The organism is Bacillus sp. N447-1, assembly GCF_022701035.1.
GTDB classification, from domain to species: domain Bacteria; phylum Bacillota; class Bacilli; order Bacillales; family Bacillaceae_G; genus Bacillus_A; species Bacillus_A cereus.
Window position 1 is genome coordinate 4,257,176 of sequence record NZ_CP065509.1, and the last position, 19,856, is coordinate 4,277,031.

Genomic DNA, 19,856 nt, shown 5'->3' on the forward strand with positions numbered 1-19,856 from the left:
ATTAGTCATTTATTCTAAAATTCATCTTTTAGCAACGTTAAAAATCTGTGATTCCATATGTTCTCATAAAAATCAATTGTCTCTTTTGCGGACATAAAAGGATTATTCAACGTAGAGGTTGTTTTCTGTATCATAAAGTTTTCGTATCCTAGTCCGTGGGCAAACTTAATCGTTGCATCCATACAGTACTCTGTTTGGGCGCCACAAAATTCAATGCGATTTACAGATAATTGATCTAAAATTTCTTTTAAGTTTGTTTTATAAAATGAATTTGCATGTGTTTTTCTTACAAAAAAATCTTGTTCTTGAACATCTAGATCGGTATGAATAGCCCAAAGTTCTTTCTCGGGTACTAAATCATCATCACAATGTTGAACAAAAAGGATTGGTTTATTTAATTTTCTATATGAAGAAATTCTTTTATTTACTTTTGTTAGTAAGTTCTGTAAATCAAATAAATGCTCCTCGCTATAACATACGCCATTTTGTAAATCGATAACGATTAAAATATCTGCACAAGTATCCATTATTTTCACCCCTTTTTATTTCTTAATATATCAATTAATCCATTATTTAGAAATAGATGATATACTTTTATTTTTTATGGACTATAAGAAAAGAAGAAATTCAAATGAATATAACTAAACCGCATAAAAAGAAGATATGAAAACCTAATCTCATATCTTCTTTTTCTCTATGCATTTACAGGTTCTTCTACATAAGAAAGGGCATTTTCAAAATCGGATATTAAATCGTTAACATTTTCAAGACCGACTGATAACCGAAGTAATGAATTAGAGATTCCTCTTTTATCACGAGCTTCTTGCGACAGTGCTGCATGTGACATTTTTGCTGGATAAGAAAGAATTGACTCTACAGCTCCTAAACTAACTGCAAAAACAGGCAATTTTACTTTTGATAAAAATTTGCGGAGTGCATCTTCTGACTGCAAAGTAAACGATAAGACCGCTCCAGCTGATGTTGCTTGAGATTGTTGAATATCAAATCCGAAATGAGTTTGTAATCCCGGATAATAGACATTTTTTACTTTAGAGTGCTCTTGTAAATAATGTGCGATTTTATTGGCATTTTTAGCTGAATGTTCGAGGCGTACATGCAATGTTTTTAGACCGCGAAGTACGAGAGAACAATCTTGAGGTCCTAAAATAGCACCGAATGCATTTTGTAAAAATCCAAGCTTTTGAGCGAGTTCTGAATCTTTTACTACTGCTAATCCGGCAGTAACATCACTATGACCAGCAATAAATTTTGTAGCACTATGAAGAACGACATCAGCTCCAAGTTCAAGTGGTTTTTGGAATAGTGGTGTCAAAAATGTATTATCAACAAAAGTAAGAGCCCCAATAGATTTTGCGAGTTTAGAAACCTCGCGAATATCTGTCACTTTTAAAAGTGGGTTAGAAGGTGTTTCTACATAAAAGAGCTTTGTATTTGGTTTAATGTTTTGTTTTATTTCTTCTAAATTGGTCATATCAACAAATGTATGTGAAACACCGTAACGGGAGAGTACCTCAGTTATCACTCGGTAAGTGCCTCCGTACACATCTTCTGAAATGAGTACGTGATCACCTTGTGAAAGAAGGAGGAATGCAGTGGAAATCGCTGCAATGCCTGATGCAAAGGCGAATCCTTTTGTTCCGCCTTCTAATAAAGCAATGATATCTTCAAGAGCTTCACGAGTTGGGTTTCCTGACCTGCTATAGTCATATTTTCCGAACGTATCTACATCAAACTGGTGAAAAGTTGATGTGTTATAAATAGGAACGTTCACAGCGCCTGTTTGCGAGTCGTGTTTATATTGGTTGTGTAGTAAGAGTGTATCTATAGAATAGCTCATATTCTTACACCTTCTTTTACGAGTTTAATTGCTTGCTTTAAGTCTTGAATTAAATCGTTACTATTTTCAATGCCAACTGAGAATCGAAGAAGACGATTGCATACGCCGTTTGCTGTTCTAATTTCTTCAGGAATATCAGCATGTGTTTGCGTTGCTGGATAAGTCATTAAACTTTCTACACCACCAAGACTTTCGGCAAATGTAATTAAGGATAAAGATTGTAAGAATGGATTAATCCAAGCTTCATCTTTAAGGCGGAATGAGATCATGCCACCTCTTCCTGGATAAAATACATCTGTCACCCCGTCTTCATCATTTAAATACGCAACAACTGCTTTCGCATTTTCTTCATGTTGCCTCATGCGAAGCGCTAACGTTTTCATACCGCGAATTAATAACCATGAGTCAAATGGGCTTAAAACTGCACCTGATGCATTATGATAATGAGCGATTTCCTCGCAAAGTTCCTTTCCTTTTGCAACGACAAGCCCGCTTAGTACATCGTTATGTCCCCCTAAATATTTCGTTGCGCTATGAAGTACAATGTCAGCACCTTCTGTTAATGGTTGCTGTATATAAGGTGTGTAGAAAGTGTTGTCTACAATAAGGAGTAGTCCGTTCCTTTTCGCTACAGTTGCGACAGCAGCAATATCAGTAACTTGCATTAATGGATTAGTTGGAGTTTCTATGAAAATAGCCTTCGTTTCAGTTGTGATAGCTTGCTCAATTTGTTTAATAGACTGTGTATTTACGTATCTACATCGAACATTCCACTTTTTTTCATGCTCAGAAAATAATCGATACGTTCCCCCGTATAAATCTTCAGATACAATAAGTTCATCTCCAGAGCGGAATAGAGAAAGGACGAGGAGAACAGCCGCCATCCCTGAACTACAGGCATAACCTTGTTCGCCATATTCTAAGTCTGCGATCGCCTGTTCTAAAAGACCTCGAGTTGGATTGCCAGTTCGTGAATAGTCAAAGCCAGTAGATTTACCAATTCCTTCGTGACGATAAGCGGTTGAGAAATAAACTGGTGGATTAACCGTTCCGGTTGTAGTTTCACTGCGATTTCCGATTTGTGCTAGTTTTGTTTCGATTGTTGACATATGAAAATTCCTCCTTTTTAAATTGAAACATTAAGTGAATATAAAATAAAAAAAGCCTTCTAAGAAGAAGGCTTTCGGTTTGAATAGAGTCTTCTTCTCATCTGTCAAATCTTTCACAATTTGCTGGAATTAGCACCTTATTAACAAAATGTTAATGGTTGCTGAGGCGTCACAGGGCCAGTCCCTCTACCTCTCTAGATAAGAATGTTCGTATGAAATTTTTATTATGTTTTTAACTTTACAATAAAATATAACTGAATTGCAACTTTATTTTAAATAATTTTTATTTTTCCGCAAGTGTCATTGACTTTTACTTTTGTGCATGCTAAATTTATTAAAAAATTAACAAACATTGTTAAAAGGGGAACGCATTTCCTTTTAGCTACATAAATAAAATAATAAAGACAACTCTTATTGAGAGCGGTGGAGGGAAAGGCCCTGTGAAACCCGGCAACCTTCAAACGAAATGTTTGAAACGGTGCTAATACCTGCAAAACGAATGTTTTGCATAATAAGAGGAGGAACGATTATGTCCCCCTCTTCAAAGTGAAGAGGGGGTTTTTATATTGATAGAAATGAGGGAGAGTCGTGAAATTACTAGATTTATTATCAAAAGGAATTGTAATAGGTGATGGTGCGGTTGGGACGTTATTGCATTCACATGGTTTGCAAAGTAGCTTTGAAGAATTGAATGTATCTGATCCAGACTTAATTATATCGATTCATAAACAATATGTAGCTGCTGGAGCAGATGTAATTCAAACGAATACGTATGGAGCAAATGAAGCGAAATTACGTATGTATGGTTTAGAAAATCAAGTTATAGAAATTAATAGAGCGGCAGTAAAACTGGCGAAAGCATCTGTGACAGATAAAAATGCAATTTTAGGAACAATTGGTGGTATGAAACATATCGGAGCTGTTACAACGACTGATATGGAAAGAGAGTTTATGTTACTTGAACAGGCAGGGGCTTTACTAGAAGAACAGGTTGATGGATTACTATTAGAAACTTTTTACGATGAATTTGAATTACTTCATGCCGTTAAAGTATTGCGTAAGCAAACGAATATTCCAATTGTTGCGCAATTAGCGTTACATGAAGCAGGTACGACTCAAAATGGAAATGATGTCAATGAAATATTAAAGCAACTTATAGATTACGGTGCAAATGTTGTTGGATTGAATTGTCAACTAGGGCCGCTTCATATGACGGAAGCTTTCAAAATGATATCGATTCCTCAAAATGGCTATTTATCAGCATACCCAAATGCAGGCCTCCCGAATTATGTGGAGGGACGTTACGTATATGAGGGAAGCCCAGCTTATTTTGAAGCGATGACACCGAGATTTATTGAGCAAGGTATTCGGTTATTGGGTGGTTGTTGTGGTACGACTCCAGAACATATTCAAAGTATGAAGCGCGCTGTTGCGAATATTACCCCTGTAATAGAAAAAGACACGATTCAAAGGCCGAAAGTCGTTCATACGCATGAGAAACGTTCGAAGGCTCACGTCACTCTAGCAGAGAAAGCGAAAAAACAAACGACAGTTGTAGTGGAATTAGATCCACCGAAAACGTTAGATACACAGCGTTTTTTTGAAGGAGCAAGAGCGTTAAAAAGAGCGGGAGCAGATGCTATTACTCTAGCAGATAATTCATTAGCATCGCCTCGTGTTTCTAATATGGCGATGGGTGCGTTATTAACGAAGCATGATATCCCAGTATTGACGCATTTAACGTGTAGAGATCATAACGTCATTGGACTACAATCTCATTTGTTAGGTTTATCGGCGTTAGGGATGGAAGAAGTGTTAGCTTTAACTGGTGATCCAGCGCGCGTTGGTGATTTTCCCGGTGCCACTTCTGTATATGATTTATCCTCTATTGAGCTTATTAAAATGATTAAAGAAATGAACGATGGACGTTCAATTTTAGGGAAATCAATTGGACCGGCGACAAGGTTTTCTGTAGGCGGCGCATTTAATCCTCACGTGAGGCACTTAAAAGCAGCGGTTAAGCGAATGGAACGAAAAATAGATGCTGGAGCGGAGTATTTTTTAACTCAGCCAATTTACGATATCAAGTTAATTGAAGAAGTGTATGAAGCGACAAAGCATTTGGAACAACCTATTTTTATTGGAATTATGCCGTTAGTAAGTAAGCGGAATGCAGATTTTCTTCATTTTGAGGTGCCGGGTATTACTCTTCCTGAAGAAATAAGAGAGAGAATGGATGGACATGAAACGAAAGAGGCAGCAATTGAGGAAGGGATCCGCATTTCACAAGAATTGGTCGACGCAGCGATGAAATATTTTAATGGTATTTATCTTATTACACCATTTTTAAAGTATGAAATTACAGAACATCTTGTTAAATATGTAAGAGAAAAGCAAGAAGTGAAAGAAGGTATTAATTGATGAAGTGTATAGAAGAAAAATTAAAAAATAGCATTTTAATATTAGATGGTGCAATGGGGACAATGATTCAGCAAGAGGATTTAACTGCTGAAGATTTCGGAGGAGAAGAGTACGAGGGCTGTAATGAATATTTAGTGGAAACAAGACCAGACGTTATTTTAAAGATTCATAAAGCTTATATTGAAGCTGGGGCGGATATTATTGAAACAAATACATTTGGGGCAACGAATATTGTACTAAGTGATTATGATCTGTCTCATTTAGATGAAGAACTAAATGAAAAGGCAGCACTTTTGGCGAAGCAAGCTGTTAAAGAAAGCGGGAAGGAAGTATATGTTGCGGGAGCGATGGGACCAACAACGAAAGCAATTAGTGTTACAGGTGGTGTAACTTTTGAAGAATTGATTGAGGCTTATACAAGGCAGGCACGAGGATTATTAAAAGGAGCAGTTGATGTATTACTCGTTGAGACGAGTCAAGATATGCGTAACGTGAAAGCAGCTTATATTGGAATTCAAGCCGCTTTTGAAGAACTGAAAAAAACGGTTCCTATTATGATTTCAGGAACGATTGAGCCAATGGGAACGACTCTGGCTGGGCAAACAATTGAAGCTTTTTATTTATCAGTAGAACATATGAAACCATTATCTGTTGGGTTAAACTGTGCGACTGGTCCGGAGTTTATGAGGGACCATATTCGTTCACTATCTGATTTATCGGAGTGTTACATTTCTTGTTATCCAAATGCAGGTCTTCCTGATGAAGATGGACATTACCATGAATCTCCATCTTCTCTTGCTGAAAAGGTGAAGCGATTTGCTGAAGAAGGATGGATTAATATTATTGGTGGTTGTTGTGGCACGACACCAGAACATATAAAAGCAATGAAATCCGCGCTAGCATCTCTTAGGCCTCGTGACCATCATGAGAGAGAAGGACATGGAATTAGTGGATTAGAAGCACTGCAATATGATGAGTCTATGAGACCGTTATTTGTAGGTGAAAGAACGAATGTTATTGGGTCACGTAAATTTAAACGCTTAGTAGCAGAAGGGAAATTTGAAGAGGCTGCTGAAGTGGCAAGAGCGCAAGTGAAGAAAAATGCTCATATTATTGACATTTGTATGGCAGATCCTGATCGCGATGAAATAGAAGATATGGAAAACTTCTTAGCAGAAGTTACGAAAGTTTTAAAGGTACCGATTATGATTGATTCAACAGATGAAAATGTGATGGAGCGAGCTCTTACTTATATTCAAGGAAAAGCTGTTATTAATTCAATTAATTTAGAAGATGGAGAAGAACGATTTAAAAAAGTGACACCGCTTCTTCAGAAGTATGGTGCCGCTATAGTTGTAGGAACAATTGATGAAGACGGTATGGCGGTTAGTGCGGAACGAAAGATAGAAATTGCGAAAAGAAGCTATGAATTACTTACAAAGAAGTATGGGATACGCCCGTCAGATATTATTTTTGATGCACTTGTGTTTCCAGTAGGGACAGGTGATGAAGAATATATTGGCTCAGCGGCAGCGACTATAGAAGGAATTCGCCTTATTAAAGAAGCGTTACCAGAGTGTTTAACGATTTTAGGTGTAAGTAACATATCATTTGGTTTACCACCGGCTGGACGTGAAGTATTAAATTCAGTCTTTTTATATCATGCTACGAAAGCAGGATTAGATTACGCGATTGTGAATACGGAAAAATTAGAACGCTATGCGTCGATTCCAGAGGAAGAAAAACGCCTTGCAGATGCATTACTGTTTGAAACGACGAAAGAGACGTTAGAAGAATTTACAAACTTTTACCGAGTTGCTAAAAAGAAAGATGTCGTTGTGCAAGAAACGTTAACGCTTGATGAAAGACTAGCAAATTATATTGTAGAAGGTACGAAACAAGGATTACACGAGGATTTAAGTCTTGCACTTGAAGAAGGAAGAAAACCTCTTGATATTATTAACGGTCCGCTTATGACAGGGATGGACGAGGTAGGACGACTATTTAATAATAATGAACTTATTGTTGCTGAAGTATTGCAAAGTGCCGAAAGTATGAAAGCCGCTGTAAGCTATTTAGAGCCACATATGGAATCCAGTGATAGTGCGAAAAAAGGGAAAGTATTGTTAGCAACTGTAAAAGGTGACGTGCATGATATTGGGAAAAATCTCGTTGAAATTATTTTAGCGAATAACGGATATGAGATTATTAATTTAGGAATTAATGTACGTTCGGATCGAATTGTTCAAGAAGTACAAGAAAAGAAGCCGGACATTATAGGCCTTTCAGGTTTATTAGTAAAATCAGCGCAACAAATGGTAACGACTGCTGAAGATTTAAAAGCGGCAAATATTGATGTGCCCATTGTTGTAGGTGGTGCAGCGTTAACGAGAAAGTTTACAGATAATCGGATTTCACCATCATATAAAGGACTCGTTTGTTATGCGAGTGATGCGATGACGGGGCTCGATATTATTAATAAGCTTCAAAAAGAAGAAGAGCGTGAGAAGATGAAGCAGGATAAAAAAGAACGTCATCTTCATATCGTAAAAAAAGAGGAGAAGAAAGTAGAAATTCCAGCAGTAATTGAGCCATTACCAAAATCAGAGGTTATGGTGCCTGATTCAACAAAACGAATTGTATTACGAGATGTTCCCGCCCTTCATCTCGCACCATTTCTGAATAGACAAATGCTACTTGGGCATCACCTTGGATTAAAAGGAAATGTGAAGAAGCTTTTGAAAGAGGGAGATAAGAGAGCACATGAATTAAATGATTTAATAGATGAATTATTGCAGGAAGGACAATCTTGGTTAAAGCCGAAAGCAGTGTATCAATTTTTCCCAGCGCAAAGCGACGGACAAAACATTGTAATATATGATCCAGAAGATCATACGCGTGTTATAGAGCGTTTCACATTCCCTAGACAAGGAAAGGCTCCCTATCGTACTTTAGGTGATTATTTGCGCCCAATAGGAGATGAGATGGACTATGTTGCTTTCTTATCTGTTACGGTTGGGGAAGGAGTTCGGGATATTGCTGAAGAGTGGAAGGCGAAAGGTGATTACCTACGTAGTCATGCCATTCAATCGTTAGCGCTTGAATTAGCGGAAGGACTTGCTGAAAAAACACATATGCTCATTCGTGACCGCTGGGGCATTCCGGACTCACCTGAACTGACGATGGAAGAACGTTTCCGTACGAAATATAGAGGAATACGAGTGTCATTTGGTTATCCGGCGTGTCCAGAACTTGCAGATCAAGAAAAGCTATTTCGCTTAATTCATCCAGAGGAAATAGGTATTTCATTAACAGAAGGATTCATGATGGAGCCAGAAGCGTCCGTAACGGCTATGGTATTTTCTCACCCTGAGGCAAGATATTTTAGTGTATTATAGTCTAGAAGGGGGAGACGTATGAAGAAAATAGTCTTTACAGGTGGCGGTTCGGCAGGACATGTAACACCTAATTTAGCCATTATCCCATATTTACAGGAAGACAACTGGGATATCTCTTATATTGGTTCTCACCAAGGTATTGAGAAAACGATTATAGAAAAGGAAGGCATTCCCTACTATAGTATTTCGAGTGGAAAGCTACGTCGTTATTTTGATTTAAAAAATATAAAAGATCCTTTTCTTGTAATGAAGGGTGTTATGGATGCGTATGTAAGAATTCGAAAACTAAAACCAGATGTGATTTTTTCAAAAGGCGGTTTCGTATCTGTACCAGTCGTAATTGGCGGATGGCTAAATAGAGTACCAGTTTTATTACATGAATCTGATATGACGCCAGGACTAGCAAATAAAATTGCGCTTCGTTTTGCTTCGAAAATATTTGTTACATTTGAAGAAGCAGCGAAACATTTACCGAAAGAAAAAGTAATATATACGGGGTCTCCTGTACGTGAAGAAGTGCTGAAGGGAAATCGTGAAAAAGGTTTAGCGTTTTTAGGTTTTTCACGTAAAAAGCCAGTTATTACGATTATGGGAGGCAGCTTGGGCGCGAAAAAAATTAATGATACGGCTCGAGAAGCATTACCAGAACTTCTTAAAAAGTATCAAATTGTTCACCTTTGCGGAAAAGGTAACCTTGATGAAAGTTTACAAAATAAAGAAGGATATAGACAATTTGAATATGTACATGGAGAACTGCCAGATATATTAGCGGTAACAGATTTTGTTATTTCACGCGCGGGCTCCAACGCAATTTTTGAATTTTTAACATTACAAAAGCCGATGGTTTTAATTCCATTATCGAAATTTGCAAGCCGTGGAGATCAAATATTAAATGCAGAGTCCTTTGAAAGACAAGGATATGCCTCCGTATTATATGAAGAAGATGTAAATGTAAAATCTCTTATAAAGTATGTCGAAGAATTAAATCAAAATAATGAGAAGTATAAAATAGCACTAAAAAAATATAATGGAAAAGAAGCAATTAAAACAATCATTCAAAATATTTCAGAGGCATGATGAAATAATCATGCCTCTTTTAGTAGGGTGAAAGATTCCAAGAATTGATATTTTTATGTTACAATAAAGTGAAACTTTAATCAGTTGGGTGCATCCCACATCTAACTTCTTTACTGTTACTGAATTTTGAGGAGGGAGTCTTACTGCCCTCAAATAGCGGGATAACAAATGGGTTAATAGGGAAATTCCAATTAATGAGGCGTGAAAATACGAATGGATTAGGAGTGACTGTGTTGGAGCTAAGTCTCTATGAAAATACTGCACTTATTATATGCTTTGTGTTGTACGTTGGTAGTGTTATTGTTTATATTTCAAGGAAATTTTCGCAAGAAAGAGAGCTTGAAAAGTCGGAGATAACAGCTGAACTAGAAATGTTAGCTGATGAAAGTTATAAAAAACAAAAAATAAAAGAAGACCATGAAGCATCCCATCATTTAAACGCAAATAAGTTTTAAAGATGGGGATTTTTTTTGAAGTTGTTCTTTATTGTAGCTATAACAAATAACGCTAAAAAGGAGTTTCCCCATACATAATGAAGGAGTGTATATAAATGAATTTTTATATCGCCTCAGGTTTCCAAAATAAACATCTTGTACGTTCCGTAGCAAATGAACTGAAACATGCAGGATGGCACCATACATATGATTGGACCAAAAACGAAAAAGCAGCAAATGAAGAACAATTAAGAGAAATTGGTCAGGCAGAACAAAATGCTGTAAAAGAAGCGGATGTATTTTTACTTATATTAGATGGCGGAAATGGGAGCCATACAGAGTTTGGAATGGCGATTGCACTAGAGAAAACGATATATGTATATCATGCAGGAAGCCCGCTCCAAACAACGTTCTATCACTTGCCAGAAATAAATATTTTTGAAGGAGATGTAGCTGAGTTTGCATCTTATGTTATGAATCATATGAAATAATAGTAACTACCTAAAAGGTTATAAAAGTGATCTTTTGGGTACAGTGATGATAAGAAACGTATATAAAGGAGTACATAATATGAAATTAGAAAATGGATGGGAAACGAGCTTTTTAGAAGTCGTACAAAATAGTGAATTTAAGAAAGAGGCACTTCTTAGTCAATTGCTTTGTCAGGATAGTGAAGAAGTAGAAGAGCTTGTGGATGATTACGGCTACGAAGAACTTGTTGAACGTGAACATGATGATGAGTTAGCTGAAATCTTAGGAGAAGAACTTTTTAGTGAGATGGAACGCCAAGTATTCTTATCTTCAAACCCAGAAGAAAAATTGATTTCATTCGTCAATGGATTAGGTTTTCATGTGTTAGATTGGATCGTTCTTCTTGAAACAGAATTTGGCATTGATAGTGCAAACTTTACATCAGATGCTGTGAAGGTGTTAGAAAAGCGTTTCAGACAGTTTCCATACATAGAGGACAAGACAATTTTTGATATGACATTTGGAGAATCGATGGATGTATTAGAATCTGTTACAGGATTACAACTAAAGGAAAAGATGAACGTATAATGAAAAAAGAACGTGATTGGATCACGTTCTTTTTTTACATAATAATAATTTTATCATCTAGTTTTGTCTGCCCGGTAAGAAGTGCGTTTAAATATTCCACTTTTCTTATACAAGCTTGTATATGTCTTTCAATCTCTTGTAACTCTGCTTGGTGATGTGTTTCAATTGGATGAATTTGTACGTTGAATTTTTCAAATTGACTACTATATGTTATTTCTGCATAGCCGCTCATAATATCGGTTTCGTTATGAAATAAAAATTGCCTCGTTTTGTCACAGAATGATACATCCTGAAAGCCATATACTTTTAATGCTTCAATTACTTTTTTAATCATTTTTGTATTCATTTTTTAACCCTCTTTACGAAGTTCTACTTATATATTATAACATAAAAAATTACATAGAAAGCGCTTCCAAGTGTATTTTATTATAAACTTTACGTTTCAATCACAAAAATGAAACAAAGAAAAAATAATTGTAAAGAAGGAAGGACTCTTTTATTGTTTCGTCATATATATAGAGAAATAGTGCAATGAAAGGAAATTTTCCGAGGTGGAGATCGTATTTCCAATTTGAGCGCAGTAAAAGAGGTGAGAATTTTGAACTTTGATATTGTAGGACAAAAAGCATATATAAAAGATGGACCGCATCGGAACCGAATTGGAATTGTAAAGAAAAATGAGACAAAATTAGCATCGCAGTTTGCTATTGTAATTGGAGAACAAGTCATTGATGTAGAGCTAAAGGATATCGTGTTAGTTGGAGTAGACGTAGGACAATTTCATAAATGGTGCGAACAAAATGGTTATTTGTGAAAAGGACGGGCTGTGAGATAATGAAATATATTTGAGGAAAGAGGATATGTTATTGTATTCTCTTTTTCTATGTTTAAGGAGGCGAAAATGAAATATAAAGAACAGGAGTTTACGTTGGAGTTAAAAGAGAACATTCAATGTATGGAGAAGGAAATAGAGCGAATATCACTTAAACTGCATAAAGAGTATTCACATTTATACATAGAAAAACACATGGAATTAGATATGGGATTTGCAAGAGAAAAAGAGAATCCCTTTGAGGTGGGTTATTATTCATCAGTTGCTATAGCTATATTAGATGAAGAAAAAGAGCTGATTGGATTTCATAATATTCCAATTTGAAAATGTGAAAGAATCTTTTTAGGAATGCCAATTCAATCAAACATTTTGGGGAGTAAGAAAGTAGGGGAACTCGCTGATGAATCTTGTTATGAGATTGGGGAAGAGTTAAAAGAGCAACTAGAAGAATACTTAGAGTGATAATTCTCAAGATAAAATCTATAAAGAGGGGACGGAATAAAAAAGACGCTAACAATTGTATGTTAGCGTCTTTTTTCATTATGAAGCAATTTCACCAGTTTTTGTATCATCTTGATTGTACGTATCTTGATCTAATTCACCAAGCCATTTACTTGAAATAAGACCTGCTGTCATAGAGCCACTTACGTTAAGAGCTGTACGCCCCATATCGATTAATGGCTCAACCGAGATAACTAGAGCAACAATACCGATTGGTAAGTTCATTGTAGATAGTACGATTAAAGCTGCGAATGTTGCGCCGCCACCAACTCCGGCAACACCGAATGAGCTAATAGCAACAACAGCGATTAAAGTTAAAATAAATTGTGGTTGTAATGGATCAATTCCTACAGTTGGAGCGACCATCATTGCAAGCATTGCTGGATAAATACCTGCGCAACCGTTTTGTCCGATAGATACCCCAAATGAAGCTGCGAAGTTTGCAATTCCTTCGGAAATACCAAGCTTTTCTTTTTGCGCTTCAATATTTAATGGCATCGCACCAGCACTAGAGCGAGATGTGAATGCAAATGTTAATACAGGGAACACCTTTTTTAAATATTGAATTGGATTTAAACCAGATAGCGCAATTAATAATAAGTGGATAACGAACATTACGATAAGTGCTACGTAAGACGCTAACACGAAGTTGCCAAGTTTTAAAATAGCATTTATGTCGCTACCAGCAACTGTTTTTGCCATAAGAGCTAATACGCCGTATGGAGTAAGGCGTAAAATTAATGTTACCATACGCATTACGATTGCATATACAGCATCAAGCATCTTCTTAAATAGCTCTGCTTGTTCTGGATATTTTCGTTTTACACCTATAAAGGCAATGCCGATAAAGGCTGCAAATATTACGACAGAAATTGTTGATGTTGGACGAGCGCCTGTTAAATCAAGAAACGGATTTGTAGGTAATAGCTCTAATAATTTATCTGGAATTGTTGTCTTTTCAATAGAAGTAAATCTTTCTTCAACTAGTTTCAGACGAGCAGATTCTGCATCACCTTGTTGTAGGCCGGTTGCAGATACATCAAATCCTGCACTTGCAGCGATACCGACAGCTGCAGCGATTCCTGTAGTAAGAATTAAAATACCGATAATAAGGCCACTAATTTTACCAAGGTTTTTCGTTAACTGTAATTTTGTAAATGCTGAAATAATAGATACTAAAATAAGTGGCATAACGATCATTTGAAGTAATTTTACATAACCGTTACCGATTAAGCCAAACCAAGTATTTGATTCAATAATTACTTTAGAAGTTGGCTCATAAATAAATTGTAATATAAGACCGAATAAAATTCCGACTCCTAAAGCGGTAAATACACGTTTATTAAAAGATACATGCTTACGTTGCATATAATATAATACGCCAACTAAGATGAGCATGACTGCAACGTTAATTCCGACAAGCAGTGTATTCATGTTGATTCCCCCTAATTCCAATCTGTTATATAGAATATAAGGTAATAAAACCTATAAGTCAACTAGGAAATTCCGGAATTAAAAAAAAGATGGCAAAATGCCATCTTTTAATGTCCAGCCCCAGGCACAAGTAAGAATGTCGTGTAGTATGTAAATCCTATGAAGAAAACAGTTAAATATGCCCCAAATACGTATATATACATACGCTCTGTTAATTTTAAATAGCTTAAAAGTACGAAGAAACCTGTTTGTCCTAAAAATAGTAGTGCGGCCGGTTGCATATCCCCTACGTAAAACATAACCGAGAAAATTCCAGTCCAAAAGCCGAGAACGCGAAACATGCGCTCCATGCCATCTCCCTCCTTTTCTAAAAAAAGTAAACCTCACCTCATTATAGTTTATTTTTCTTACTATTGTAAATATTCGTTCATATAAAAAGAAGCCAATTATTATTGGCTTCTTTTTATATGAAAAATTAAATTGTTAGTTTATAATTACAAGATTTACATCCATCTAATAGACTATCATTTCGAGTTAATTCCATGTTAGGGAATAGGATTTCAAAAATCCCTTTCATCATATCTCCGTGCATGTTACAAATTTCAGTTGGATGATGAACAGCAACTTCTTTAAATGGACAATTGTGTACATCATAGAAAATTTTTGTTCCATCTGCACTTAATTCAAATGCAGGTGATAAGCCAGCTGTTGAGAAAGCTTCTTTTGCAATTTGAACTTTTTGTTCCACTGTTAAAGCATCTTCACTCACATTTAAACGTTGCATCTGTTGTTGCATTAATTCAGCTCCGAATTGTTTTCCTGTTTCGTATAGCGCTTTCTCACCAGCAGCACCAAGACTAAGTAAAGAATTAAATGCGATTCTTGCTAACAATTGATAATCACGGAATGGAAATTGTAATTGGATAACATCTTCAGATAAGACATACAATCTGCTCGGTCGTCCGCCTTTTCCAGTTTTCTTCGTTTCCGATTTTAGCATATGAACATCTTCTAATTTAGATAAATGTAAACGCGCTACGTTTGGATGAATGTCAAACTCATCTGCAATTTCTTGTACCGTTACGTAACTATGTTTTTGCGAAATATATTTATAAATGTAATAACGAGTTGGGTCAGATAATACACCTGTAATTTTTAAAGCTTGTTCCATGAGGATCTCCACCTTTATCACTTTATCCAAGATAATAACATTATAATACAGATAAACATGAGTATAGGTAATTTCAGACAATAATTCGGAAATTGTTCATAATTTCACAAACATATTTTTCCTTTTTCCTCTATTGAAAATACAAAAGTCCAAATTTTTATTGCGCATGTTTTCATGCTATATACATAGTGAGGAGGGAAAAGTGATGAATGGGATTGAAATTTTTGCGAATGCAATTTTAAAAGAAGCGTGTAGGGTACAAGCGTCAGATTTACATATTGTGCCCCGGCAGAAGGATGTAGCGGTGCAACTACGTATAGGAAAAGATTTAATGACGAGACAGTGTATTGAAAAGGAGTTTGGAGAAAAACTTGTCTCACATTTCAAATTTTTAGCATCTATGGACATAGGCGAGAAACGGAAGCCACAGAATGGTTCGTTGTATTTGCAAATTGATGGACAAGAAGTGTATTTACGCCTTTCAACACTTCCAACAGTATATCAAGAAAGTCTCGTTATTCGCCTTCATTTACAAGCATCTGTTCAGCCCTTATCACATCTTTCGTTATTTCCAAGTACGGCAGCAAAACTACTCTCGTTTTTACGCTATTCACAGGGGCTACTCGTGTTTACTGGACCGACAAGACCTGAATTTAGGGACTATTTTCTCTTATAATTGAAACACATCAAAAGAATTATTCATTTCAAGTTTACATCTCTATTCTTTTCAATATAATCTCTGTTGAAAGGTGTGTTTCAATTATGAAAGAAATTATGAATGTAGCTATATATTTGCGTTTGTCTCGTGACGAAGAAAATAAAGGAATCGAAAGCATCTTAGAGAATCATCGGAATAAATTAACAGAGCTGTGCCAACAAAACAAATGGAAATACGAAATATTTCAAGAAATTGCTTCAAGCCGAACAATTGAACTACGAGAGCAGTTGAGTGATATGTTAGAACGTGTAAAGCAGAATCATTATGATGCTGTTGTTGTAATGGACGTTGACCGTCTTTCAAGAAATGAGTTCGATGCTCCACAAATATTTAAAATCTTGTCGGATTCCAATACTGTTATTGTAACACCAACTAAAATATATGATTGGTCGAGAGACGAAGATAATTTATTATTGGGCATACAATCGTTGGTGGCTGCTCAAGAATACAAGCAAATAAAAAAACGTATGACAGCAGGGAAGAGAAGTGCTTCAGAAAAAGGTTTGTGGGTTCATGGCATTCCTCCGTTAGGATATGACAAAGACTCTGAAACAAGGAAGCTCGTACCAAATGAAGATGCAAAACATGTGAAGTTCATTTTTAATTCGATTGTAAAAGGTAAAACAGTATCAGATGTTTATCATGAGCTGAATAAAATGGGCGTAAAGACAAGAACCAATAGTACATTTGCTTTTAATTCGGTCATCAGAATTGTCAACAACCAAGCTTACAAGGGCACAATCGCAAGCAACAAATATCTGGACAAAAACGAAATGCGACCAAAAAATGAATGGCACTATGTAGAAAACGTTCATCCAGCTATTGTTGATGAAACTACGTGGGAGAAAGCGAACAAAATTGTTAATACATACTCGTTTTCAGCCCCAAGGAGCAAGAACAAAATTTATCCAACAACTAAGCTCATTTTTTGTGGGAACTGCGGAAAAGTACAGGGTGCTCAAATGGCAGGTACGGGTAAAATGTATTTGAAAGTTTGTCAACGCTGTAAAAATAGGACGTATTTATATGAGCCAATATTAAAGCTCATTAAAGAGCGTGTAAAAAAACGTATACCAGATGTCTTAAAGCAAATTACAGAAATCGAACAAAAAGATAACAGTGCTGAAATTGAATACAAGAAACAACAAATTAAAAAGAAAATGAAAATCCTTGAAAGAGCTATCGAAAAAATTAAAGATGCTTATGAATTGGAAGAATACACTCCTTCTGAATTTAAAGAGCGAAAAGCTAAACGCGAAGATGAAATTAAACAGTTAAAAGCAGAACTGGGACGAATTGAACAACAAAATCCCAAAGACAAAATTGCTGATTTAATTGAAATCAAAAAACGGATTGAACACCTACTCCAAACTTGGCAATGTCTTGATGGAGAAGGTTTGACAGATGAAGAAGTTAACAGGAACTTACATTTCATCATCGAACGAATTGAATGGACGTATGAGAAAGGTGATGAAACACCTGAATTAAATATTGTGTGGAAAACAGACGAAAGCTACGCCAAATAGGAATGTAGCTTTTTATATGCAATAGGAATGTATTCGGAAAATAAATAAACCACCAAGCTCGACGAACTGGTGGGTGTGGCGATTAATCAAGAAATTCGAAACGGTAACCAGAAGAATGTGTGTTTCCGTTTTTTACAAGATTGTAAACAGTTTGCTGTGCGATGTTTAAATGTTTACCAGCTCTTGCAACAGATTCAAATTCAATTCTTTCAGAATCTTTAAAAGCTACAATTGGTCGTTTTTTGTTTTTAGCATTGATTAATTTGGCACATGAATCACATAATGGCAACCTTTCTTCTGAAATAAAAGTATTATACTGTTTTTTAGTTGTATTATCACAATCAACATTACAGCATTTTGTTGTGAATTTGGTATGAGCACCATAGTATTCATCATGGGACACAACATTAAAGCCACACAAATTCATGTTGTTCATCATTACTTCAATGGTCATCGGTTTTGCTTGTTGTAATAAATTGTTTTCTTTGGCATATCTCACATTGGGCATGTGAAATGTTATTTCTTGTTTGCCGCTAGAATAAAAATCGTAACCGTTTAATGTTAATGATTTGTTAGATGAAACAGGAATACTTACTGAATTTAACAATCCGACAGCACGAGTAGCTTCAGTTCCTATTAAGAAAGGTCCTATGGGCTCACCAATTTTTTCAACTTCACAATTTTTGCTGTATCTTTTAACCATTTTTCCATTACGATAATATTCAATTTTTTGAGCCCAAATCAATGGGACATCAAATGTTTTTTCAATCAATGGTATTTTCTCCATGTGACTACCCCCGTACAATTCAATTAATATATTGCTATTATACTTTAGATTTACGGGATAAGCTCGTATTGTGGTGACGTTCAGCGAAAAACTTAATAGTAAGTATCATGAAAATACATAACTCGTAAAGTGTATGTATGGCACTATAGTAAGTAAATAGATAAATTGATATAATAAGTTAAATGATACTTGTAAGTTAAGGGGAGAGAAGAATTGGCTAACACAGATAAAGAAAAAGATACGGGAGCTCGATTTTTAACGGGGATTGGCATTCTCTTAATACCCATGGCAATCTTAATGCCCTGGGTGGTTGTTCATTTTGATTTAAAGAGTTTAGGTACTTTTGGCGCAGTAGGAGATTTTATTGGAGGAACAACAGTAACTTTTTTAACAGGAGCTAGTGTGTTTTTATTAATTGCTACAAATATTATGCAACGTAAAGAGCTACAAATGAGTAGGAAAAGTATTGATGAAATGGTAAAACAAACTGAAGCTTCAGTAGAACAAATGGCAGCCTCAGTACAGCAAGCTGAGGAAGCTAGGAAAGAAACACAAATAACAAATGAAACGATGAAAAGACAACAATTTGAAACAACATTTTTTAATATGATTAATCTGCAACATAATATTTTAAAAGAAATTCAAATTGGGGATTATGCGGGGCGTGAAGCAATATCTAGGCTGTACAGAGAATTGAAAAATACATATGATAATCAAGTATATGAACTGTATAAGACTCAATTCATAAATAATATAATTAATTCGGAAAATAGGGGCAAGTCAAGCGATTTGATACAACAAGTGCTAATTGAAAAGGAATTATCTCATTATATACGCAATTTTGAAAGGTTTTTTGTTCCAGCTAGAGATTATGATGATGAACTTGACTTTACAGAACGAGACTTGTTTTATGAATCGATTACTGCTGGAACGAATGTAAGATGGAATGAAATAAAGGACGAGGTTATTGAAGATTTTGAAAAAAATATTAAAAATAACCGTGGGAAATGGAGAAAAATTCTAGAAGATTTTGATTTTATAGGGCATATTGAAAACGAAAAAAGTATAAATCATGAATATGTAACTGAATTTAAAATGAATTACTTTGATAATCCATTAACAGAATTGAAGCATGAAGCATACGAAACACTGTATAAGCAACGTGAAAATGTAATTGGTCATTACTATCGTAATTTGTACAGGATTGTAAAATTAATTCAAAACAATACTTTTGATAGTGAATCGCAAGAGCGAGATAATGAAGAAAAGCGTCAGTATCGAGGGATACTTAGAGCTCAGCTTTCTTCATTTGAGCTATTGATGTTATTTTATAATGTTTCATATTCTGAAAAAGGGAAAAAATTCAAAGAATTGGTTGCAGGGATTAACTTTTTTGATGACCATCTAATTGAAGAAGATTTTATTTGGAAAAATGATGGTACAGAATTAGCTAATTTAAATAAGTATAAATATGAGGCGGAAACTAATTCATTTTATGACTGAAAGACATTGGACGATGATTCAATGTCTT

At 35.5% G+C, this 19,856-nt stretch carries 17 protein-coding genes, 2 pseudogenes and 2 riboswitches; of the genes and pseudogenes, 11 read left to right on the forward strand and 8 right to left on the reverse strand.

Translation table 11 applies throughout. The features are described 5' to 3' along the window. Nucleotides 1–14: 14 nt before the first annotated feature. The 3 genes from IQ781_RS21620 to metI all read right to left on the reverse strand — a co-directional run bounded on the left by IQ781_RS21620 (nucleotide 15) and on the right by metI (nucleotide 2,967). Entirely contained in the window at nucleotides 15–527 is a 513-nt protein-coding gene (locus IQ781_RS21620) for a cysteine hydrolase family protein (RefSeq protein ID WP_000379158.1), read from the reverse strand. Between the two features lie 167 nt (nucleotides 528–694). Continuing rightward, the gene (metC, locus tag IQ781_RS21625) at nucleotides 695–1,858 is read right to left on the reverse strand and encodes a cystathionine beta-lyase (RefSeq protein WP_139846670.1); all 1,164 of its coding nucleotides are present in this window, start codon (nucleotides 1,856–1,858) and stop codon (nucleotides 695–697) included. Then, nucleotides 1,855–2,967 carry a cystathionine gamma-synthase/O-acetylhomoserine thiolyase gene (gene metI / locus IQ781_RS21630; protein ID WP_000103897.1) on the reverse strand — a complete coding sequence of 371 codons (1,113 nt, stop codon included), beginning with the start codon at nucleotides 2,965–2,967 and terminating at the stop codon, nucleotides 1,855–1,857. The genes metC and metI overlap by 4 nt, the downstream gene beginning before the upstream one ends. A gap of 94 nt (nucleotides 2,968–3,061) precedes the next feature. Next, nucleotides 3,062–3,172, reverse strand: a riboswitch (SAM riboswitch). Nucleotides 3,173–3,375: 203 nt separating this feature from the next. Next, a riboswitch (SAM riboswitch) is annotated at nucleotides 3,376–3,485 on the forward strand. Nucleotides 3,486–3,555: 70 nt separating this feature from the next. On the opposite strand from metI, the gene IQ781_RS21635 reads away from it, so the two are divergent. From IQ781_RS21635 to IQ781_RS21660, 6 genes are all read left to right on the forward strand, one after another. Beyond that, the gene (locus tag IQ781_RS21635; RefSeq protein WP_139846671.1) at nucleotides 3,556–5,388 is read left to right on the forward strand and encodes a bifunctional homocysteine S-methyltransferase/methylenetetrahydrofolate reductase; all 1,833 of its coding nucleotides are present in this window, start codon (nucleotides 3,556–3,558) and stop codon (nucleotides 5,386–5,388) included. Next, on the forward strand, nucleotides 5,388–8,786 hold the full coding sequence (gene metH / locus IQ781_RS21640) for a methionine synthase (RefSeq protein ID WP_139846672.1): 3,399 nt from the start codon (nucleotides 5,388–5,390) through the stop codon (nucleotides 8,784–8,786). Before IQ781_RS21635 ends, metH begins: the two co-directional genes overlap by 1 nt. 18 nt (nucleotides 8,787–8,804) lie before the next feature. Then, nucleotides 8,805–9,863 carry an undecaprenyldiphospho-muramoylpentapeptide beta-N-acetylglucosaminyltransferase gene (murG, locus tag IQ781_RS21645; protein ID WP_000724775.1) on the forward strand — a complete coding sequence of 353 codons (1,059 nt, stop codon included), beginning with the start codon at nucleotides 8,805–8,807 and terminating at the stop codon, nucleotides 9,861–9,863. Nucleotides 9,864–10,057: 194 nt separating this feature from the next. After that, nucleotides 10,058–10,318, forward strand: coding sequence for a DUF3966 domain-containing protein (locus tag IQ781_RS21650; RefSeq protein WP_001250699.1), 261 nt, complete (start codon nucleotides 10,058–10,060; stop codon nucleotides 10,316–10,318). Between the two features lie 95 nt (nucleotides 10,319–10,413). After that, entirely contained in the window at nucleotides 10,414–10,788 is a 375-nt protein-coding gene (locus IQ781_RS21655) for a nucleoside 2-deoxyribosyltransferase (protein WP_001012342.1), read from the forward strand. Nucleotides 10,789–10,867: 79 nt separating this feature from the next. Continuing rightward, on the forward strand, nucleotides 10,868–11,356 hold the full coding sequence (locus IQ781_RS21660) for a hypothetical protein (protein ID WP_000764267.1): 489 nt from the start codon (nucleotides 10,868–10,870) through the stop codon (nucleotides 11,354–11,356). Between the two features lie 34 nt (nucleotides 11,357–11,390). Here IQ781_RS21660 and IQ781_RS21665 read toward each other — a convergent pair whose 3' ends face one another. Further along, nucleotides 11,391–11,702 (reverse strand): hypothetical protein, encoded by a 312-nt coding sequence (locus IQ781_RS21665; protein ID WP_001093239.1) that lies wholly within the window; start codon nucleotides 11,700–11,702, stop codon nucleotides 11,391–11,393. 252 nt (nucleotides 11,703–11,954) lie between these two features. On the opposite strand from IQ781_RS21665, the gene IQ781_RS21670 reads away from it, so the two are divergent. Both IQ781_RS21670 and IQ781_RS21675 read left to right on the forward strand, forming a co-directional pair. Beyond that, entirely contained in the window at nucleotides 11,955–12,170 is a 216-nt protein-coding gene (locus IQ781_RS21670; RefSeq protein WP_001008327.1) for a DUF3912 family protein, read from the forward strand. 87 nt (nucleotides 12,171–12,257) lie between these two features. Further along, a pseudogene (locus IQ781_RS21675) lies at nucleotides 12,258–12,650 on the forward strand (hypothetical protein). A 78-nt stretch (nucleotides 12,651–12,728) separates the two neighbouring features. Here IQ781_RS21675 and IQ781_RS21680 read toward each other — a convergent pair. The 3 genes from IQ781_RS21680 to IQ781_RS21690 form a co-directional block, all read right to left on the reverse strand. Further along, complete coding sequence (locus tag IQ781_RS21680) at nucleotides 12,729–14,123, reverse strand: L-cystine transporter (protein ID WP_001094345.1); 1,395 nt, start codon at nucleotides 14,121–14,123, stop codon at nucleotides 12,729–12,731. Between the two features lie 107 nt (nucleotides 14,124–14,230). Then, a complete protein-coding gene (locus IQ781_RS21685; RefSeq protein ID WP_000440716.1) occupies nucleotides 14,231–14,473 on the reverse strand; it encodes a DUF2626 domain-containing protein in 243 nt (80 codons plus the stop codon). Nucleotides 14,474–14,598: 125 nt separating this feature from the next. Continuing rightward, nucleotides 14,599–15,294 (reverse strand): helix-turn-helix transcriptional regulator, encoded by a 696-nt coding sequence (locus IQ781_RS21690; protein WP_139846674.1) that lies wholly within the window; start codon nucleotides 15,292–15,294, stop codon nucleotides 14,599–14,601. A 205-nt stretch (nucleotides 15,295–15,499) separates the two neighbouring features. Between IQ781_RS21690 and IQ781_RS21695 the strand changes: the two are divergent. Together IQ781_RS21695 and IQ781_RS21700 are read left to right on the forward strand one after the other, a co-directional pair. After that, nucleotides 15,500–15,937: pseudogene (locus IQ781_RS21695) on the forward strand (ATPase, T2SS/T4P/T4SS family); the annotation flags it as partial. Between the two features lie 119 nt (nucleotides 15,938–16,056). Further along, nucleotides 16,057–17,538: a recombinase family protein gene (locus IQ781_RS21700; protein ID WP_139846676.1), complete on the forward strand. Its 1,482-nt coding sequence runs from the start codon at nucleotides 16,057–16,059 to the stop codon at nucleotides 17,536–17,538. Between the two features lie 82 nt (nucleotides 17,539–17,620). Here the strand turns inward: IQ781_RS21700 and IQ781_RS21705 are convergent, their stop codons facing one another. Then, complete coding sequence (locus IQ781_RS21705; RefSeq protein ID WP_139846677.1) at nucleotides 17,621–18,325, reverse strand: hypothetical protein; 705 nt, start codon at nucleotides 18,323–18,325, stop codon at nucleotides 17,621–17,623. A 213-nt stretch (nucleotides 18,326–18,538) separates the two neighbouring features. On the opposite strand from IQ781_RS21705, the gene IQ781_RS21710 reads away from it, so the two are divergent. Beyond that, complete coding sequence (locus tag IQ781_RS21710) at nucleotides 18,539–19,828, forward strand: putative phage abortive infection protein (RefSeq protein WP_180358740.1); 1,290 nt, start codon at nucleotides 18,539–18,541, stop codon at nucleotides 19,826–19,828. Nucleotides 19,829–19,856: the final 28 nt, after the last annotated feature.